Origin of the sequence: Myxococcus sp. NMCA1, assembly GCF_026810205.1 — a bacterium.
In the GTDB taxonomy this organism is placed as follows: Bacteria; Myxococcota; Myxococcia; order Myxococcales; family Myxococcaceae; genus Myxococcus; species Myxococcus xanthus_A.
The window spans coordinates 643,123-658,633 of the sequence record NZ_CP113950.1 but is presented as its reverse complement, the minus strand read 5'-3'; the positions used below and the strand labels follow the sequence as shown (position 1 = coordinate 658,633).

Sequence of the window (15,511 nt, the reverse complement as noted above, 5' to 3'; positions counted from 1 at the left end):
ACATCCCGCCCCCCGGCGGGACTGCCCGTCTCCGAGTCGGGCTCGGATGATGCCTCGCGGGAGAGGCAGCCACGGCGGTGCCTCGTCCGACAGGTGGCTCACCGCTGACAGGGGACGGGCGCGCAGGCCCCCCAGACACCGCGCCTCGCCAGCCGGGCCTGCGCCTCCAGTGCCTCGAACTCCGCGCGTCTCGAACGGCCCGCGGGAGGAACGTGGAGCACGCAGGCATGGCCTCTCTCCACCAACAGCGTGTTCACCTCGCGACCGTCCACGGACACGTAGGCGAGGAGCCGGCCGAAGCGGTCCTCGCACGCCTCGCCATAGGTCAGCGCTACCCGCCTGCCCTCGACGAGTCCCCGGTTGAAGGCATGCGCCTCCGGACCGAAGCAGTCACCGCCCGCGCCCGTGCGCTCCGGTGCATCCGCGAGCAGGTAGCGAACACGCTCGCCGCTCTCCAGGACGACCGTGTCCCCATCCAGGACCTCCGCCACCCGTCCTGAAGCGGGGCCGCAAGAGACTTCCGCGTCACCTCCACCACAGGCCGCCAGCAAACAGGCCAACGCACATTTCATCAAGGCGCGCATGAGCGGTTCACCCCTCCCGGCGTGCCCCGGTCTCCCCGGCCATAACGGGCCGACTCGGGCGTGGGACAGAAGCTCCCGGGCCAGTCATTGCGTTGAGGGTCACTGCGCCCGGGGTCGAGCTGTGAGGACACACCCGGGATGGCCGCGCCGGTCCACGACACGGCGTCGAGCACGCGCCCTTCCACCGAGAGCTCGAGCTTCCGGCTGCCCGTTGTATTCGCCAGGTTGAAGCTGAAGGTGCCGAGCACCGCGGGCAGCCCGCCATTGCGGGACGCGTCCTCACTGCGCGCCAGGACCGCGCGGCCTCCTGCCTTCACGGCCAGACACAGCGCAGAGTCGAACGTCGAGCGGCTCCCGCTCTCGTTGGACAGCGACACACCATTGAGGTCCACGTCGCGCAGCGCGAGCACCTCCACCCACTCCCCCATGGCGTCCGCTACCGCCTGTGGGTCCGCCATGAATTCGGTGAGGACGAGCGAGCCCCCATCGGGAACCCTGCGCGCGCGCGTCCTTCCGGTGGTCCGGTCAATACATCCGTCCTCGAGCGTCCCGGCATCCACGCCGCCATCGGAGGTTCCACCGTCGCCAGCGCCGCCCAGCGTGCCTCCGTCTCCCTCACAGACACGATTCCCACGACCGGGCGTCCCCAGGTCGCCGCGCGAGCCATAGGCGGCCGTGGCCGCGCACCATGCGGAGGGCGCGTCATTCTGGACAGCATCCGCGAGCGGTGCGGACACCTGCGTGGCCACGCCATCCATCGCCAGACCGTAATCGACCGCGTCGACCACCACGCCCCCGGCCTTCACCTGCAACCGGCCGCCCGCATTGCGCAGGTCCATGTTGAACGTCGCCACGGGCGGAGGAAGCCCTCCGTTGAGGGTGGCATCCGTGCGACGGGCCAGCACCGCGTACTCCCCCGTCGCGAGTGACAGGCAACCGTCCGCCTTCACCGTCGCCTCACCCGCCTCGGCGACCAGCGTCACGCCGTTGAGGTCCACGGGGGCCGTGGCTCGCAGCTCCACCCACTCACCCAACGTGTCGTCGCCACGCGGATTGGCCATGAGCTCAGTGATGACCAGGTCTCCAGGCGCCGGAAGCAGGACAGGTCTCCCGGCATCGGCGCCCGCGGGCCTGCACGTCGCCACCACACCCGCGTCCGCGGGGACACCCGCGTCACCCACGGGGCCACAGGGGGCGTTCGCGGCGCCAGGACTCCCCTGGAGCGTCCCGCCGACACCGGCGTCGGGCGAGTCACACCAGCGAGCCTGGTCGTCATTCCCCGCCATGTCCGGCACCAGGCGTCCGTCGTAGATGCGCGACGCTCCGCTCTTCGCGGGCGCGGAGAGCTGGACCTCGTCCAGGACCCGCTCACCGCACCGGATGCCCAGCCGTCCGCCCGAGTTCCCCAACGCCCCCAGCCCGTCGCCATAGGCGTGGTCCACGTGCGCGGGCACCGGCCCGTCGCGCACGTCGCCCAGCACCAGGTAGTCCCCCGCCGCCACCGTCATCTCATCGAGGACGGCATAGGCCTTCTCCTGCGAGCCATCCGAGCGGGACGCGTAGAGCGTCAGCCCATACAGGTCCACGGGGATGCGCGTGGGGTTGTGCAGCTCCACGTACTCCTGGCCCGTGTCCGACCCCACCGGGTCGTTGAGGTACTCGGTGATGACGACATCACCGGGCAACAGCCCCGCGCACGCCGCGTCCACGTCTTCGTCCAGGGATGTGCCACCACACGCCCACGCGCCCGCCAACCCCAGCAACCAGCCCCACCCCAAGTACCTGCCCCAGCCCTTCATGCCCTGCCCCCTCACGTTCAGCTCCGTCAAAAGCGCGTCTCCAACTCCAGGTGGAAGAGGTGGCGCGGCGGGTCGGGAGGCACACGCGCCACGCGCGCGTCCTTCAAGTCGAGCACCCACGCGTACCGGCCCCGGGCGGACACGGCGCTCGCCACCCTCCACGCGACATCCAGCGCGGTCCGCAGCTCCTGTTGAAGCCGGCTGCGCTCGGAAAGGTCTTGGTCCTTCCACACCAGTCGCCCATGCAACTTCAGCGACGCGAGCGGCTGGGCACGGACATCCAGCACGGCCTGCGCGTCGTCGCTAAGTCCCTTCGTCCCGGGTGCCTGCACGCGCGCATGTCCGTACTGGAGCGAAACCGTCAGCCCCTTCGCGACGTCGGAGCGCACCCGGGCGGTGACGCCGTACCGCGCGCTGGCGCACAGGTCCGCCACCTCTTGCGCGGAGAGCGAGTCAGCCGCGCACGCCCCCATCCCGCCCACGCCGTTGTCACGCAACTCCACCTGGAGCGAGGGCTGCAGCCAGGGCCGCACCCGAAGGTCCCCGCGCATCGAGGCACGCGCATGCAGCGTGCCCGCGCTCCCAGACACCGCCCCATCCGCGGGCAGCGTCCAGGCGTCCACCTGCCCTCGCAGCCGCCATGCGCCTTCCTCACGGTGGAGGTAGCGCAGCCGGGCGCCCAGCTCGTTGCGGACGCGCAGTCCTTCCAGCGCATCCGGGCCTGACGTCGCGCCGCTGTAGGGATTGGCGAAACCGCGCCCGTAGTAGCGCAGCGACAGCTCCAGCTCGCGCGACTCCCCTGACAGCACGGTGCGCTGCACCGCACCGAAGTCCCCGCCGCCACCCGGCGCGGCATCGAAGCTGCGTGTGCCTTCAAAGAAGACGTCCAGCGCGCCACGCCCCCACGCGGCGTCGAGCCCGAATGCGCCAAAGGCACCTCCCGCCGGGTAGCGGGCGTTGGGCTGGAAGTCGAGCTTCGTCCCCTCCTGGCCCCACACGGGCCGAGCCATCCAACCGGTGAGCCCGACATGGCTCCGCGACGACAGCGCCAGCGTCGCGTTGCCACCGCCCGCCAGCTCTCGGAACATCCCCGGTAGCGTCCGTGCCGTGAGCTTCTCCCATCGCCCCTCCGCCACGGACACCCAGACATCAGGGGCCTTGCACACGCCTCGGGCGGACGACGGACACAACGAGCGGTCCAGCACCGCATGCCGAGCCAGCGCACGGGACTGATACGAGCCGAAGCCGGTGAGCGACAGCGCGGCCCCCGTCCCCAGCGGGCCTCGCACCGTGCCCGCGACGCCCCGAAAGCCCTCGTCCCAGCGGAAGTCCGGAGTGACGTCCGACAGGCGTTCCTCGGGCTCGCAACCCGCACCGCCCGCCAGACACGCGCGCTCCAATCCCGCCGGAGGACGCACGTTATCGTCAGGAAGGAACCCGTCGGGTGACGGCAGCGCCGTGGTGTCCAGCGTGAGCCGCTGTCCGAAGCCCAGCCGGTACGTCCCCGCCAGCAGCGACGCGCGCGCTCCCGTCCACTGCACGTACAGCTTGGGCAGCATGACGGACGTCCCGGGCGCCTCCACCACGAAGGCACGCCGCCGCGCGTCCCTGCGCGGAGGCTCCAGCGTCCGCCGGGCCAGCGTCGTCAGCAGTCCCACCCGAAGCCCCGCGAGCCCTCCAGCGCGGACCTGCAACGCCAACGGTGGCGGCAGCCCATCCGACGCCGCGAAGGCCATCATCAACCGCGCGTCACCCGACAGCCGTCCTGGCGTCCGTACCTCCAGGAACGGCGCGAGCCGCCGCGACGCCGCCTCCGTCAACGCGCCACCCGCGGCGCCGCCTTCTCCCCGCGACCGCAGCAGCACATCCACGTCCGAGTACGTCAGCCCCGGCAAGCCGTAGAGCGAGGCACGCGACGCCAGCCCCAGGTCCACGCCCGTCCGTCGCAAGGCCAGCAGCGTGGAGAGTGTCTCGGCGGAGATGGCGCCCTCTTCCACGAGCGCGAGCAGGTCCTGCGCGCCCACGGACTCGGGCTCCACTTCATACGGCGCGGCATGCACGGGCAGCGCGCCCGCCAGCCACCAACCCAAACACCATCCCACCCAGAGCACCCGACGCACGCACCGCGCCTTGTGCACATCCGGGACCACGATTCCCTACAGCAGCCCCCTTCTCACGGGCCGTCCGGCACGCGGACGCGCCGTCCAAAGGCGGGACACGCGTGTCAGGAGCTCAGGCCCGGCCCATGCGCGGGTCGACTTCCAGCAGGTCCCACGCCAGGAAGTACGCGGCCTCCGCGCGGCTCTCCGCGGCGACGTAACGAAGGCGTGACTCCTCGCTGCCATCCAAGGCCTCCCGCGCCTCGCGCAAGTCGGACTCGGTGGTGAGCAGCAGGACCGCCAGATGCGGGTGTTCCAGCTCCATGATGGAACTCCAGATTAAGCAGCTTTCCACGCAGATTGGGAGCACCGCGCGGTCCGCCCGTCGCCTGTGCATCCCCGGGGCCAGCGCTTCCCGACCGGTCACCCCCTCCAGGTATGCTGGCACCCGGTTCCCATGGGCCACGTCCACATCGTCCGAGACTTCCCCTCCCCCCAGGAGGGCTTCGCGCGCACCGTGCGCGTCTACACCCCCCACGCATACGATGCGATGCCGGGCCATCGGTTCCCCGTGCTGTACATGCACGACGGGCAGAACGTGTTCGCCCACCCCGAATCCGCCCTCTTCGAGACCTGGTGCGCCAACCTCGCGTTGGAGCACGGCGTGGGCGAAGGAAGCCTGGAGCCGTGGCTCATCGTCGCGGTGGACTCGGGCGTGGGGCGCGTGCACGACTATTCGCCGTGGAATGAACCGCGCAGCCCGATGCACGCGCGCGGCGAGGCCTACGGCCGCTTCCTGGTGGAGCACCTCAAGCCGCTGGTGGACCGCACCTACCGCACCCGGACGGAGCCGCAGTGGACGGGCGCCATGGGCTCGTCGCTGGGCGGCCTGATTTCGCTCTACCTCGGGTGCCGCTATCCGGAGGTGTTCGGCCGCATCGGCGCCCTGTCTCCCACCGTGACGTGGGGCGCCAACCAGCTCTTCGGCGCATGGTCGGCGCACAGCCGCCGCTGGACGCGCATCTACCTGGACGCGGGCGCCCACGAGTACACGGACGCCAGCGGCGTGCCCGTCTACTACGGCGAATCCACGCGCGCCTTCTACGAGCACCTCAAGCACCTGGGCTACGCGGACCACGAACTGGCGCTGGTGTTGGATCCACACGGCGGGCACCACGAGCGGGACTGGCAGCGGCGCCTGCCCTCCGCCATGCGCTGGCTGCTGGGGTGAGGCGCTTCGAATGAAGCACCGCAGGGCGGTTCCCCTGGAGCAGCGGCTCGTCTACGTCCAGGTGGTGGAGGGCCTGCTCGAGCACGGGCTGCGCGGCAGCGTGTCGCCCAGCCTCAAGCACCGGTTGCGGCAGGCGGGCATCGACCTGGACCGGCCCCTGCTGCCGGGCTATCCGGTGCTCCTGTGGGGAAAGTGCCTCGACGTCATCGTCGAGGAGGCCTTTCCGGGCCTGCCCCGGGAGGAGGCCTTCCGCCAGCTCGCCGAGCGCCACGTGCAGGGCTACGGGCGCACCGTCTTGGGCCGCGCGGTGTACGGCGTCATGCGGCTGCTGGGCCCCCGCCGCCTGGTGCAGCGCCTGCCGCAGACGCTGCGCGCCACCGACAACTACACGGAGGTGGAGCTCACCGAGCAGGGCCCCACCACCTACGCCATGCGGATGAACTCGCGGGTGGACGCGCCCGGCTACGCGGAGGCGCTCTTCGAGTCCCTGCTGCGCCTGGGCGGCGCCGAGTCCCCCCGCGTGGCGCGCATCCACGAGGACGCGGACAGCACCACCTACCAGCTCACCTGGGCGGCGCGCTGAGCGCGCTACGCCTTGTCCTGGATGAAGCGCACCGTATCCCGCAGGGCGTCCATGTCCGCGTGGCGGGTGAGGTACATCTCCTCGCCCAGGAGGCTGTGGTAGATGCTCGGCAGCTCGCGGTGGAGGATGAGTGACGTGCCCAGCTTCTTCTCCACGTCCGCGTGCGGGTGCCGGTAGCGGCGGGACTTGCGGCGCGCGCTGTGACAGACGTGGTAGCGCGGCGTGAAGCGAAAGTCCGCCACCGGGTCGCCCGTCACCACCCGCGCCCAGAGCCGGTACACGTCGATGTCACACGTGTAGTTCATCATGTCCACCATGAAGCCGCCGGGCGGCCGCAGGTTGGCCTCCAGCACCATGAAGCGGCCATCTGGCAGACGGAAGAACTCCAGGTGGAACCAGCGCTCGCGCAGGCCGAAGGCGGCCACCACCTGCCGGCCCAGCACGTCCAGCGCGGGGGGAATCTCCTTGTGGCTCCAGAAGGAGATGTCGCGCTGCTCCACCACCGTCTCCATGCCTCCGTCGCTGTATTCGTGACTGAGGTTGAAGACGATGACGCCGTGCCGGTCCACGATGCCGTCGTAGGTGACGATGGTGCCGCGCACGAAGGGCTGTGCCACGTAGGTGGTGGGCAGCGGATAGGACAGGGCCGCGTCCACCTCCGCGTCGCTGGCCACCTTGAAGGTGTTGGCGGCGCCCACGCCCACGTCCGGCTTGAGCACCAGCGGGTAGCCCACGCGCGCGGCGAACGCCTTCACCTGCGCGGCGTCGCGGACGCGGATGAGGTCCGGGTGCGGCACGCCCGCTTCCTGGAACACCTCCGCCATGCCGGACTTGGAGCGCAGCCGGTGGATGTCCGCGGGCTGCAGGCCCGGCACGTTGAAGTCCCCACGCAAGCGCGCCTCCACCTCCAGCCAGGACTCGTTGAGCGAGTCGATGCGGTGGATGCGGCCGTGCCGCCACGTGAGGTATCCCGCCGCGCGGGTGAGCGCATCCTCGTCCATGAGGCTGGGGACGAAGTAGTACTCGCGCAGGGACTCCTTCAGCTCGGGGCGGAGCGACTCGTAGGACGCGTCACCGATGCCCAGAACCGTGACGCCCCGCTCCCGCAGCGCGGAGATGAAGTGGAAGTAATGCGGAGGGAAGTGGGGGGAGATGAAGACGAAGTTCATGGCTCCTCGGGGCACAGGCGACCATATCGCGCCGCGCGCCCGCGCCCAGTTCCTGACTGAACGCCCGGAGGCGGGAAGTCACTCCTTCCCGCCTCGGGTGCGCCTGGAATCAGGGCTTCCCAGCGCCCTGCACGTCTCCCAGCGGAACGGCTAGGCGTTCGGCCGGACCATCGACACTTCAAAGTGCCGCTGGACGACGTTGCCCGTGGTGGGGCCCTCCCGGTAGAGGTTGCCCGTGTCCTGGTCCACGTAGAAGCGGTTGTTCGGGTTGGTGTCCGCGCCGCGCTGCTCGTGGTTCGTCGCCGGGTCGTGGAACGTGTAGTACGTGCGGCCCTGCTCGTCCGTGCCGCGGCCCGTAATCACCACGAAGTGGTCGGTGATGCCGTCCACGTTGTCCGAGTTCCGGCCAGAGCGGTGGTCCACGCCCACGACGACGGGCTTGCCCGCGTCGAGCTGGCCATCGATGTACTCACGGCCCCGGCGCGCCGCCGCGGCATTCACCGTGACGCCGCCGTTCGGGTCATCCCCCGTGGCCACCTGGATGCGGTTGTCCGGCCCCGTCACGGTGGCCCCGGCGCCCGCGGCCATCACCACCGCGGCGCGGAAGCAAGCCTTGTCACCGGCACGCTCCACCTTCGACGCGTTGTACTGGCTGACCCACGGCGTGGCCGTCTGCACCGCCGGGCGGTCCGCCGCGGGCGCGATCTCCGCCGTGTCGCTCAAGTCAGTGGGCGTCGCGCCCTCGGTGGTGTTGGAGGCCTGGAGGTTCTCCGGGCGCGGGCGCGGGATGGGGACCTCGGCGGGCAGCTCCGTGGTGCCCGCCGTGAGGTTCTCCGGGCGCGGGCGCGGGATGGGCGCGTTTTCGACCGCGCCGCCGCCGTCGCGGTAGCCGCGCGCGTCCAGGGCCCGGACCAACGCCGTCTCACGCCGCGTCTGGTCGGCGCGCAGGCGCTGCTCGTTGTGGTCAAAGCCGGAGGCGCTGATCTGCCCGTTGTCCGTGCGGAACGCATTCACGCGCGCGTCGACGAGCGCCTCGGACGTCACGCCACGGGGGTCCTGCGCCAGCTTGGGCAGCTCGCGGTTGAGGAAGTTCTGCGCCGCGCGGGGCGACTGCGTGTGCAGGTCGTAGAAGGTGGAGGCCAGCAGCGCGTTGTTCGGGTCCAGGCCCGCGCGCTCGGCGGCGCGCTGGTACTGCGGCGTGACGCGGCCCAGCTCGCGGTTCCAGATTTCGTCCGCGTGCGACGGGGAGTTCGCGCCGCCCCCCTGGTAGGAGAACGAGCCGCGGTTGTGCTTGGCATTGCCCGGGTCGGTGTGGCCCCCGTAGCTCGCCGTGAAGCCACCATTCGGCGTGCGGTTGCCTTCCGAGGTGCCAACGACAATGGCGGACTCGGAGTTGGACCCGCCCTGGCGGAAGGCCGTCAGGTCGATGTTGCGATAGCCATTCTGGGTGCCAGACACGCCAGCGGTGCCCGCCGGCGTGACGCCCTGCGCCACGGTGCCCTGCGCGGTGCCAGGCTCAAAGCTGTCACGGTTCTGTGACGTACCCGCCAGCCGGTTGGCCGGGCGCGGCATCGGGCGAGGCGCATTGGCCTCGAAACCATCGTTGGCGCCCGGAATGACCAGGGTCTTCCCGGCGATGATGCGGTCCGGGTTCTGGAGGTTGTTCGCTCGCGCCAGCGCATCGACGGTCGTGTTGTTGCGCCGGGCGATGGCGCTGAGCGTATCTCCCTGGCGGATTCGATAGGAGTTGCTACCAGTCATCAGCGGCTCCATGGGGGGCGAAGTAAGTCAGACGCCTCCATGATTTTCCGGATCAACATCCGAAAGTTGCGCAAGCCGCGAAACAACAGCCTCAGCGTTCAAATCCAGTGCGCATGAATAAACCCTGACGCACCGCACCAGTCACAGGATTGTGACAGACACCCGGCGGCAGCATCCAAAATTGCTCAATAATTGACCTGAAGCTGGACGCGCGTCACGTGTCCCTGCTGCTGGATATACGGATAGCGGGACGAGGTGCGGTCCGAGATGAGGTAGGTGCCCGTCAGCTCCAAGGCCTTGTTGAGCTGCCACTCGGCGCCCATCTCCAGCTCTCGCACGTCGTAGAGCGGCGCGTTCGTCTCGAACTTCTTGCCGCCGTCGTAGAGGGTGCCCCGGATGTAGGGGATGAGGGACACACCCAGCACGCCGTCCAGCTTGTACATGAGCTGCGCATAGCCGCCCCGGAGCTGGCGGCTGTCGATGAGCAGGCCATCGACGGGCCCCTCGCCCAGCGAGGGACCGCGGCCCAGGTTGAACTCGGCCTGGAAGCCCAGCGGCTGCGGGTAGATGACCAGGCTGACGATGACGCGCGCGTCCACCATGTTGGAGCCCCGGGCGAGCGCGTAGGGCGCGCCGTCACGCGGCGAGGCAGTGAGGTCGAAGCGACCGTAGTAGCCGCCCACGCCCGCTTCCACGTACTGCGAGCCGAACAGGAAGGGCCACGTGACGCGAACGACACCATGCGGCGTGTCATTGCGCTCGGCGCGGTTGGCCGTCTGGCCGTTGAAGACGCCGAAGCCGACCACGCCGTAGTCGCCGGAGCCCTTCAGGTTGTTGTCGACGAGGAACTTGAAGCGCTTCCGGATTTCGTCGGGCGCCCAGTAGAAAAAGACGCCCAGGTCGCGCTCGTCCTTGAGCCCGCTGTTGATGCCGTCATTGCGATCCAGGGGAACGCGGTTCTGGCTGGACTGGAGGTTCTCGAAGCCGAACGGCACCTTCGACTGGCCCACGCGCAGCCGGAACTCCTTCTTCGCGTCCAGGAAGATGTCCGCGTACCAGTCCCGCATGATGGTGACGTTGTACTGGTCCCCGATGACCGACGCGAAGTCCGGCTGGAGGTAGATGGACACGCGGTCGGAGACGTCACCGAACAGCACGAGGCGCGCGCGCCGGATGCCAAAGCCGGTGTTCTTGCCGAGGAAGCGGTCGCCCTGGTCGTTGACCAGCTCGTCATTCACCCGGAAGCTGGGCAGCCGGTTGTAGCGGAACTGCGTGTAGCCCCGGATGCGGATGCGGTCGTACCAGGCCTGCTCCTTCTTCTCCGCCTCGGGCTTCGTCTCCGGCTCGGGCATCGCCGCCTCGGGAACCGGCGTCGGCGTCGGCGTGGGCGTCGGCTCGGAAGCAGGAGGTGTCTCGGTGGCGGACGAGGGCGCGGCCTCGTCCTGCTGCGCGTGGGCAAGAGGCGCCAGAAGCAGCGCGGAGCCGGACAACAGGACCTGGAGAGCAGCGCGGAACGAAGCGGTGGGGGTCATGACGGCGCGGAACTGCCAGCAGAGCGCGAAAGCGCGCACGGGCTCGAGTTTGCGCTCCCGTTACAGGACGGAATGAACTGCCGCAACGCAAGGGCCCTTGTTGTTGCCTCACCGTCACAGGCCCCTTCGCCGTGTCACGGAACAGCCCGGCACATGTCACACATTCGTGACATGTGCCGGCGTTACGACCGCGCTCGCGTCAGCTCTTCCAGCTGCCGTCCATCAGGCGCTGGATGCGCAGCTCCAGCGGCGGGTGGCTGGAGAAGAGCGCCATCATCCCGCCGCCCCGGATGCCGAACGCCTGCATGTTGGACGGCAGCATGGCCGGCTCCCCCTGCTGCATGCGCAGCCGGTTCAGCGCCCGCGCCATGGCGCCCGGGTCCACCAGCTGCGCGCCGCCGTCATCCGCGCGGAACTCACGCCGGCGGCTGTACCAGGCCACGATCATGCTGGCGCCAATGCCAAACACGATTTGGAGCACGATGCTGGTGATGAAGTAGGCCGGCCCCGAGCCGCCGCTCTCCTCGCCATCCTCGGAGCGGCTGAGGAAGCGGTCCACGAAGAAGCCCACCACGCGGCTGAGGAAGATGACGAAGGTGTTGAGCACGCCCTGCAGCAGCGTGAGCGTCACCATGTCACCGTTGGCCACGTGGGCCACCTCGTGGCCGAGCACGGCCTCCACCTCGTCCCGCTTCATGCCATGGAGCAGGCCGGTGGACACCGCGACCAGGGCGCTGTTGCGCTTGGCGCCCGTGGCGAAGGCGTTCATGTCCGGGCTGTCGTAGATGGCCACATCGGGCATGCCGATGCCCGCGTCGCGGGCCAGCCGGTGCACCGTCTCCAGCAGCCAGCGCTCGTCCTCCGAGCGCGGCGACGTGATGACCTTCGCCCCCGTGCTCCACTTGGCCATGGGCTTGGAGATGAGCAGCGAGAAGATGGCGCCGCCGAAGCCCATCACCGCCGCCATGATGAGCAGGCCCGGCAGGTTCAGCCCCACGCCGCGGCGGGCGAGCAGGTTCTCCACCCCGATGAGCTGCCCGACGATCGCCAGCATCGCGACCACCGCGAGGTTGGTCAGGACGAACAGTGTGATGCGCTTGGCGAAGCTTCCCTTCATGACTCTCTCTCCCTAGAAAAAACCTTGGGGACAACATTCAGCAGCGCGGGACGAATGCAAGCTTCGTCGGCCACTTCTTGTCCCGACCGGACTAGAACAGCCTTCCGACGGGGCACTTCCCAAGGTTGTTCCTTCAGGAACCTGAGATTTTCTCTATGAAATGGCCTTTACGGGCGTTTCCCCGGGGCTTGATCGGCCGCCAGGTTGGGTGCCTGGGCCCTGCCCGTGCGGCTCAACACCAGGGGTGAGTTCCGGGCGCCACACGTACGACTCCACCGCACATCCCCTTCCCGCGTCAGCAATGACAAATCAGACGAAGAAGGTGGAATATTTCCACGACAATGAATGCCACGAATCCCGTCTGCCCACTGTCACCTTGGCGCAAAATTTCCGTCACGCCACGAAACGCAGCTCAATCATGAGCGCGCGCTTGGATTGACACGCGTTTTTGACGGAATCCCAGGCAACTTTATTTGAGCGGTTGGGAAAATGGGTCCAACTCCATTCTTCTTTTAAGGGAAGAGTCCCCCCATGGTAGCCATTGCCCGCTCCTCCGCGGCTGCGTCCAGCAGCGCGTCCCGTTCTGCCTCGCCCACGCTGCGCAGTGGCGCGCGCGGCGCGGCCGTGACGCAACTCCAGAACAAGCTCAGGGCCGCGGGCTTCAACCCAGGCGCCGCGGATGGCGTGTTCGGTCCGAAGACACAGGCGGCGGTGCAGTCCTTCCAGCGTGCGCGTGGGCTCCAGGTGGACGGCATCGTCGGGCCCAAGACGTGGAGCGCGCTCAACTCCGCGGGCGGTTCGGGCGGCTCGGGCCCCACGCTGCGCAATGGCGCGCGGGGCGAGCCGGTGCGTGCGCTCCAGCAGCGGCTCAACGTGCTGGGCTTCAAGTCGGGCACGGCGGACGGCGCGTTCGGTCCGAAGACGCTGTCCGCGGTGAAGGCCTTCCAGCAGTCCCGCGGTCTGGTGGCGGACGGCATCGTCGGCCCCAAGACGTGGGACAAGCTGGGCATCAACGTGCAGGGCCCCGTCACCAACCCGGGCGGCGGCGGTGGCGGTCGGGTCGTCACGGGCTATGTGAACGGGCAGCCGCGGCAGATTTCGCTCTCGTCGGTCCCGAACGGCAAGGAGATGCGCTCGGACGCGGCGGCGGCGTACAACCGCATGTACGCGGCGGCGCGCGCGCAGGGCATCACCCTGAAGGTGAACAGCGGCTTCCGCAGCATGGGGGAGCAGGAAGCGCTGTACCGCGCGTACAAGAACGGCACCGGCAACCTGGCCGCGCCTCCGGGCTACTCCAACCACCAGGGCGGCATCGCGGTGGACGTCAACACGGGCGGCACGGGCACCTCGACGTACCGGTGGATGGCCAACAACGCGAAGAACTTCGGCTTCGTGCGCACCGTCCCGTCCGAGCCCTGGCACTGGGAGTACCGGCCCTGACTCAGGAGAGAGACATGAAGAAGCTGCTCATGGCGTTCGCGGTGCTGGCGGTTCCCGCGGGGGTTGTCGTCGGCGGCCTGGGGTACACGCCTGTCGCCGAGGCCGAGTCGCTCAACCAGGCCTGCACGTACACGTACTACAACGACGAGGCGCTCACGGAGTACGTGATGACGCTGCACTGCTCCTGCGCGAACCCGGATTGCTACAACACCGAGGACGTGACGCCGTTCTACACGGTGGACTGCATCCACAGCTGCTGAAGCACCGTGGAGCCACCGCACCTCACGGTACGGTGGCTCTGGGCATGCAGCAGCTCAGCTCTTCGTAATCGGCCGGTAGCGGATGCGGTGCGGCTCCAGGGCCTCGGGGCCCAGGCGCTTCTTCTTGTCCGCCTCGTAGTCCTCGAAGTTGCCCTCGAAGAAGAACGCCTTGCTGTCGCCCTCGAACGCGAGGATGTGCGTGGCGATGCGGTCGAGGAACCAGCGGTCGTGGCTGATGACCACCGCGCAACCCGCGAAGCTCAGCAGCGCGTCCTCCAGGCTCCGCAGCGTCTCCACGTCCAGGTCGTTGGTGGGCTCGTCGAGCAGCAGCAGGTTGCCGCCGCTCTTGAGCATCTTCGCCAGGTGCGTGCGGTTGCGCTCACCGCCGGACAGGTCCTTCACCCGCTTCTGCTGGTCCTGCCCCTTGAAGGCGAAGCCCGCCAGGTACGCGCGGCTGGGCACCTGCCCGGCCTTGCCCAGGTCCAGGTGGTCCAGCCCGCCGCTCACCTCCTGGAACACCGTGTTGTCGCCGTCCAGCGCGTCGCGGCTCTGGTCCACGTAGGCCAGCTTCACCGTCTCGCCGATGCGCAGCTCGCCCGCGTCCGGCGACTCCACGCCCGTCATCATCCGGAACAGCGTCGTCTTGCCCGCGCCGTTGGGACCGATGACGCCCACGATGCCACCCGGCGGCAGCTTGAAGCTCAGGTCGTCGATGAGCAGCCGGTCGCCGTAGGCCTTGCGCAGCCCCTTGGCTTCGATGACGAGCCCGCCCAGCGGCGGCCCGGGCGGAATGATGACCTCGCCCGTCGCGTCGCGCTTGTCCTGCGTCTGGTTGAGCAGCTCCTCGTAGGCCGCGATGCGCGCCTTGCTCTTGGCCTGACGGGCCTTCGGGGAGGCACGCACCCACTCCAGCTCGCGCTTGAGCGTCTTCTGGCGGTGGCTCTCCGACTTCTCCTCCAGCTCCAGGCGCTTCTGCTTCTGCTCCAGCCAGCTGGAGTAGTTGCCCTTCCAGGGCACACCCTCGCCGCGGTCCAGTTCCAGAATCCACTCGGCCGCGTTGTCCAGGAAGTACCGGTCGTGGGTGATGCAGACGATGGTGCCCTTGTACTCCTTGAGCGCCTGCTCCAGCCACGCGACGCTCTCCGCGTCCAGGTGGTTGGTGGGCTCGTCCAGCAGGAGCAGGTCCGGCTTCTCCAGCAGGATGCGGCACAGCGCCACGCGGCGCTTCTCACCACCGGACAGCTTCGTCACGTCCGCGTCGCCCGGCGGCAGGCGCAGCGCGTCCATGGCCATCTCGATGGTGCGGTCCAGCTCCCAGCCATTCACCGCGTCGATGGCGTCCTGCAGCCGGCCCTGCTCGGCCAGCAGCTTCTCCATCTCCGCGTCGCTCATGGGCTCGGCGAACTTCGCGCTGACCTCGTTGAAGCGGTCCAGCGTGGCGCGAATCTCCTTCAGACCCAGCTCGACGTTGCCCTTCACGTCGAGCGAGGCGTCGAGCTGTGGCTCCTGCGCCAGGTAGCCAACCTTGGCGCTGGGGTCTGGCTTGGCGACCCCGAAGAACTCCGTGTCCACGCCCGCCATGATGCGCAGCAGCGTCGACTTACCGGAGCCGTTGGGGCCAATGACGCCAATCTTCGCGCCGGGGAAGAACGAGAGGTAGATGCCCTTGAGGATCTCCTTGCCGTTCTTGACCTTGCGCAGGTCCTGCATCGTGAAGATGAAATTCTGGGCCATCTGGGCCTTCCTGCTTAAGGTGGAGTGAGGGGCTCTGCGGATACCAGGGTGCAACAGCGCACTCAAGGCGAGAGCGTCCCCCAACCCCGTGGGGCTCGAACGACCGGCCCCGACAGGTGGGGGCAGCCCGGAACAAGCCGTCGCCCCTTGGCCCGCCCCGCAGGCGTGGAAAAGCGAACGGTGCCGCCAGAAGCCCCCTCTG

General features: G+C 69.0%; 13 protein-coding genes. 4 read left to right on the top strand and 9 right to left on the bottom strand.

Translation table 11 applies throughout. The features are described from left to right. Nucleotides 1-98: 98 nt before the first annotated feature. The 4 genes from OZ403_RS02920 to OZ403_RS02905 form a co-directional block, all read right to left on the bottom strand. Nucleotides 99-491 carry a thermonuclease family protein gene (locus OZ403_RS02920; RefSeq protein WP_237077993.1) on the bottom strand — a complete coding sequence of 131 codons (393 nt, stop codon included), beginning with the start codon at nt 489-491 and terminating at the stop codon, nt 99-101. 80 nt (nt 492-571) lie between these two features. Next, nucleotides 572-2,383 (bottom strand): lamin tail domain-containing protein, encoded by a 1,812-nt coding sequence (locus OZ403_RS02915; RefSeq protein WP_140796323.1) that lies wholly within the window; start codon nt 2,381-2,383, stop codon nt 572-574. Between the two features lie 26 nt (nt 2,384-2,409). Further along, on the bottom strand, nt 2,410-4,503 hold the full coding sequence (locus OZ403_RS02910) for a hypothetical protein (RefSeq protein ID WP_268783424.1): 2,094 nt from the start codon (nt 4,501-4,503) through the stop codon (nt 2,410-2,412). Nucleotides 4,504-4,615: 112 nt separating this feature from the next. Further along, nucleotides 4,616-4,807: a hypothetical protein gene (locus tag OZ403_RS02905; RefSeq protein ID WP_140787021.1), complete on the bottom strand. Its 192-nt coding sequence runs from the start codon at nt 4,805-4,807 to the stop codon at nt 4,616-4,618. A 132-nt stretch (nt 4,808-4,939) separates the two neighbouring features. Here OZ403_RS02905 and OZ403_RS02900 point away from each other — a divergent pair, with 132 nt between their 5' ends. Then, complete coding sequence (locus OZ403_RS02900) at nt 4,940-5,713, top strand: alpha/beta hydrolase (protein WP_140787019.1); 774 nt, start codon at nt 4,940-4,942, stop codon at nt 5,711-5,713. 10 nt (nt 5,714-5,723) lie between these two features. Next, nucleotides 5,724-6,296 (top strand): DUF2378 family protein, encoded by a 573-nt coding sequence (locus tag OZ403_RS02895; protein WP_268783423.1) that lies wholly within the window; start codon nt 5,724-5,726, stop codon nt 6,294-6,296. Nucleotides 6,297-6,301: 5 nt separating this feature from the next. Here the strand turns inward: OZ403_RS02895 and OZ403_RS02890 are convergent, their stop codons facing one another. The 4 genes from OZ403_RS02890 to htpX form a co-directional block, all read right to left on the bottom strand. After that, entirely contained in the window at nt 6,302-7,465 is a 1,164-nt protein-coding gene (locus tag OZ403_RS02890) for an ATP-grasp domain-containing protein (protein ID WP_174259178.1), read from the bottom strand. Between the two features lie 150 nt (nt 7,466-7,615). Continuing rightward, a complete protein-coding gene (locus OZ403_RS02885) occupies nt 7,616-9,226 on the bottom strand; it encodes a LysM peptidoglycan-binding domain-containing protein (RefSeq protein ID WP_237077991.1) in 1,611 nt (536 codons plus the stop codon). Between the two features lie 185 nt (nt 9,227-9,411). Then, nucleotides 9,412-10,797, bottom strand: coding sequence for a porin (locus OZ403_RS02880; RefSeq protein ID WP_268783422.1), 1,386 nt, complete (start codon nt 10,795-10,797; stop codon nt 9,412-9,414). Between the two features lie 160 nt (nt 10,798-10,957). Further along, complete coding sequence (htpX, locus tag OZ403_RS02875; protein WP_140787010.1) at nt 10,958-11,875, bottom strand: protease HtpX; 918 nt, start codon at nt 11,873-11,875, stop codon at nt 10,958-10,960. A gap of 531 nt (nt 11,876-12,406) precedes the next feature. On the opposite strand from htpX, the gene OZ403_RS02870 reads away from it, so the two are divergent. Then, on the top strand, nt 12,407-13,315 hold the full coding sequence (locus tag OZ403_RS02870) for a peptidoglycan-binding protein (RefSeq protein WP_268783421.1): 909 nt from the start codon (nt 12,407-12,409) through the stop codon (nt 13,313-13,315). A 14-nt stretch (nt 13,316-13,329) separates the two neighbouring features. Continuing rightward, nucleotides 13,330-13,575: a hypothetical protein gene (locus OZ403_RS02865; RefSeq protein WP_140787007.1), complete on the top strand. Its 246-nt coding sequence runs from the start codon at nt 13,330-13,332 to the stop codon at nt 13,573-13,575. Between the two features lie 54 nt (nt 13,576-13,629). Here OZ403_RS02865 and ettA read toward each other — a convergent pair whose 3' ends face one another. Further along, entirely contained in the window at nt 13,630-15,309 is a 1,680-nt protein-coding gene (ettA, locus tag OZ403_RS02860) for an energy-dependent translational throttle protein EttA (protein ID WP_140787005.1), read from the bottom strand. Nucleotides 15,310-15,511: the final 202 nt, after the last annotated feature.

Bases quoted from the DNA above. Each gene is read 5' to 3' on its own strand.
- OZ403_RS02915 (WP_140796323.1), bottom strand. From the start codon at position 2,383: ATGAAGGGCTGGGGCAGGTACTTGGGGTGGGGCTGGTTGCTGGGGTTG.
- OZ403_RS02905 (WP_140787021.1), bottom strand. From the start codon at position 4,807: ATGGAGCTGGAACACCCGCATCTGGCGGTCCTGCTGCTCACCACCGAG.
- OZ403_RS02900 (WP_140787019.1), top strand. From the start codon at position 4,940: ATGGGCCACGTCCACATCGTCCGAGACTTCCCCTCCCCCCAGGAGGGC.
- OZ403_RS02895 (WP_268783423.1), top strand. From the start codon at position 5,724: ATGAAGCACCGCAGGGCGGTTCCCCTGGAGCAGCGGCTCGTCTACGTC.
- OZ403_RS02890 (WP_174259178.1), bottom strand. From the start codon at position 7,465: ATGAACTTCGTCTTCATCTCCCCCCACTTCCCTCCGCATTACTTCCAC.
- OZ403_RS02885 (WP_237077991.1), bottom strand. From the start codon at position 9,226: ATGACTGGTAGCAACTCCTATCGAATCCGCCAGGGAGATACGCTCAGC.
- htpX (WP_140787010.1), bottom strand. From the start codon at position 11,875: ATGAAGGGAAGCTTCGCCAAGCGCATCACACTGTTCGTCCTGACCAAC.
- OZ403_RS02870 (WP_268783421.1), top strand. From the start codon at position 12,407: ATGGTAGCCATTGCCCGCTCCTCCGCGGCTGCGTCCAGCAGCGCGTCC.
- OZ403_RS02865 (WP_140787007.1), top strand. From the start codon at position 13,330: ATGAAGAAGCTGCTCATGGCGTTCGCGGTGCTGGCGGTTCCCGCGGGG.
- ettA (WP_140787005.1), bottom strand. From the start codon at position 15,309: ATGGCCCAGAATTTCATCTTCACGATGCAGGACCTGCGCAAGGTCAAG.